Origin of the sequence: Allobosea sp. CER48 (genome assembly GCF_044752385.1) — a bacterium.
Taxonomy (GTDB): domain Bacteria; phylum Pseudomonadota; class Alphaproteobacteria; order Rhizobiales; family Beijerinckiaceae; genus Allobosea.
Genome location: NZ_JBIWYK010000377.1, coordinates 1 through 3174, shown reverse-complemented (window position 1 = coordinate 3174; position 3174 = coordinate 1). Strand labels below are relative to the sequence as shown.

2 protein-coding genes are annotated in these 3174 nt (G+C 68.1%); one reads left to right on the top strand and one right to left on the bottom strand.

Annotated features, from left to right (window positions below; genetic code table 11):
* On the top strand, positions 1-1307 hold a 1307-nt coding region (locus tag ACIPIA_RS13095; protein WP_400510181.1), incomplete at its 5' end, for an outer membrane beta-barrel protein.
* A 113-nt stretch (positions 1308-1420) separates the two neighbouring features.
* Here the strand turns inward: ACIPIA_RS13095 and ACIPIA_RS13090 are convergent.
* Positions 1421-3172 (bottom strand): M3 family oligoendopeptidase, encoded by a 1752-nt coding sequence (locus ACIPIA_RS13090; protein ID WP_400510180.1) that lies wholly within the window; start codon positions 3170-3172, stop codon positions 1421-1423.
* Positions 3173-3174: the final 2 nt, after the last annotated feature.

The window sequence follows — 3174 nt, the reverse complement described above, 5'->3', positions numbered from 1 at the left end:
GCAGCGCCGTATCGACGCGCCAGCCCTCCCGCGCGAGCCAGCCGATTCAGGCGCCCGGCCTGCGTGGCGTCACCCAGCGCCAGTTCCGCCAGCCGCCCCCCGCCGTGGCGACGCTGCCGCCCCCGGCTCCGCCTCCTCCTCCGCCCCGGCGTCGCACGGCGGCGGAGGAAGACCCCTATGCCGCGCTGGGCATACGCGTCGGCTCCGTGACCCTTCGCCCGGGCTTCACCAACTCGATCGGCTACGACACCAATCCGCAGCGCAGTTCGACGGGCGCGAAAGGCTCCCCCTTCGCCCGCTACGAAGGCGATCTCGACATCCAGTCGGACTGGAACGTACATCAGCTCAGCGGCCGGTTGCGCGGCGGCTATTCCCAGTTCTTCAGGGACAGCGAGGCTTCGCGGCCGGACGGCGAAGGCAATATCGACCTGCGCCTGGACGCGACGCGCGACACCCGCATCCTGCTCGAATCGCGCATGCGGCTGGATACGCAGCGCCCCGGTTCGCCGGACCTGTCCGCCGCCGTCCAGGGTCGGCCGCTGGTCTGGCAATATGGCGGCTCGGCCGGCGTCAGCCATGATTTCAAGCGCCTGCAGCTGACCTTGCGCGGCTCGGTCGATCGCAGCGACTACGAGAACGCGCAGCTCTCCAACGGCGCGACCCTCTCGCAGCAGGACCGCAACCAGACGCAGTACGGCCTGCGCCTGCGCGCCGCCTATGAGGTCACGCCCGGCTTCAGGCCCTTCATCCAGGCCGACATCGACCAGCGCGACTTCGACCAGAAGGTCGATTCGAGCGGCTATATGCGCTCGTCGGACGGCGTGAGCGGCCGCATCGGCTCGACCTTCGAGATCAGCCGGCTGCTGACCGGCGAGATCTCGGGCGGCTACCAGAACCGCAGCTACGAGGATCCGCGCCTCAAGAACCTGCGCGGGTTCGTCGGCGACGCCGCGATCCTGTGGACACCCACGCCGCTGACGACCGTGACGCTGCGCGGCTCGGCCGAACTCGGCGACACCACCATCGCGGGCTCCTCCGGCACCACCGTGCGCCGGGTGACGCTCGAGGTCGCCCACGCCCTGCGTCGCAACCTGACGGTCACCGGCTTCACCGGCTTCACGCGGACCGATTACGAGGGCCAGAACCTGCGTGAGGACCAGATGAATGTCGGCGCGCGCATCGAGTACAGGCTGACCCGCACCTTCGCCGTCCGCGCCAGCTTCACCCATGAGCGCCTCAACTCGACGCAGCCGGGTGACGACTACACCGCGAACGTCTCGATGGTCGGCCTCAGGGTCCAGTTCTAGCGGACGGCGGCCGCTCCCGGGCGGGCGACGCGCCGGCCCGGGAAGTCCGGCATCGGCGGGCGCGGCCTTCGATGATGGCCGGATCAGGCCCGGCCATCACGACAGCCGGGGCGTCACTCCATGCCTTCGAGCTCGATGATCATGCTCTCGATCATCCTGAGCCCGATCTGCCAGAAGCCCGGGTCCTTCGCGTCCAGCCCGAAGGGGGCGAGCAACTCCGAATAGGGCTTGCTGCCGCCGGCGGAGAGCAGCGCGAAATAGCGCTCCTGGAAGCCCTCGGCGGCATTCTGATAGACGCCGTAGAGCGAATTCACCAGGCAGTCCCCGAAAGCGTAGGCATAGACGTAGAAGGGCGAATGGATGAAGTGCGGGATGTAGCACCAGTACGGCTCGTAGCCCGCCGTCAGCCGGATCGCCGGGCCGAGGCTCTCGGCCTGCACGCTCATCCAGATCTCGCACAGCACCTCCGGCGTCAGCTCGCCCTCGCGGCGCGCCTCATGCACCTTTCGCTCGAACGTGTAGAAGGCGATCTGGCGCACGACCGTGTTGATCATGTCCTCGACCTTGGCGGCCAGCATCGCCTTGCGCTGCTTGGCGTTGGTGGTCGCGTCGAGCAGCCGGCGGAAGGTCAGCATCTCGCCGAAGACGCTCGCCGTCTCCGCCAGCGTCAGCGGCGTCGGCGCCATCAGCGCCCCGTTCGGCGCCGCCAGAACCTGATGGACGCCATGGCCGAGCTCATGCGCGAGCGTCATCACGTCGCGCGGCTTGCCCTGGTAGTTGAGCAGCACATAAGGGTGCGCCGACGGCACGGTCGGGTGCGCGAAGGCGCCCGGCGCCTTGCCAGGGCGGGCCGGCGCATCGATCCAGTGCTCGTCGAAGAAGCGCCGGGCGATATCGGCCATCTCAGGCGAAAAGGCGCCGTAGGCGGAGAGGACGGTGTCGCGGGCTTCCGCCCACGGGATGGTGCGCTGCTCGACCTGCGGCAGCGGGGCATTGCGATCCCAGAAATCGAGCTCCTCCCGGCCGAACCACTTCGCCTTGAGGCGGTAATAGCGATGCGACAGGCGCGGATAGGCCTCGCGCACGGCAGAAACGAGAGCGTCCACGACCTCGCGCTCGACCCGATTGGCGAGATGGCGGGAATCGGCGACATCCTCGAACTTGCGCCAGCGGTCGGAGATCTCCTTGTCCTTGGCCAGCGTGTTGGTGATCAGCGCGAAGGTGCGCAGCTCCTTGCGGAACACCGTGCTCAGGGCTTCGGCCGCCTTGCGGCGCATCTCGCCATCGCTGTCCTGCAGCTTGTTCAGCGTGAGTTCGAGTGTCAGCTCCTCACCGTCGACCACGAAGCGCAGCGACGCGATCGTCTCGTCGAAGAGCCGGTTCCAGGCCGCGGCGCCGGTCATCGACTTCTCGTGGAACAGCGCCTCGATCCGGTCGTCGAGCTGGTGCGGCTTGTCCTTGGCGAGATCGTCGAGCCAGGGCTTCCAATGCAACAGGGGAGGCTTGCCCGCGACGCGTGCCATCACCTGCGGATCGATGCGATTGAGCTCCAGCTCGAAGAAAAGCAGCTCGGTGATCGCGGCGTTCAGCCGGTCCTGCGTGTCGCCGTAGAACTTGGCGCGCTTCGGATCGGTCGTGTCGCCGGAATAGACCAGCCCGGCATAGGCGCCGATGCGCCCGAGCAGGTCGCTCAAGGCCTCGTAGGTCTTCACCGCCGCCGCAAGCTTCTCGCCGCCATCAGCCTGGCCGGCGATGTCGGCGAGCTCGCCGCGATAGCGCCCGGCCAGGGCCAGCGCCTCGCGCTGCGCCCGTTCGAGGTCGCTCTTGAGCTCAGGCGAATCGATGCCGGGATAGAGATGGCTCAGAT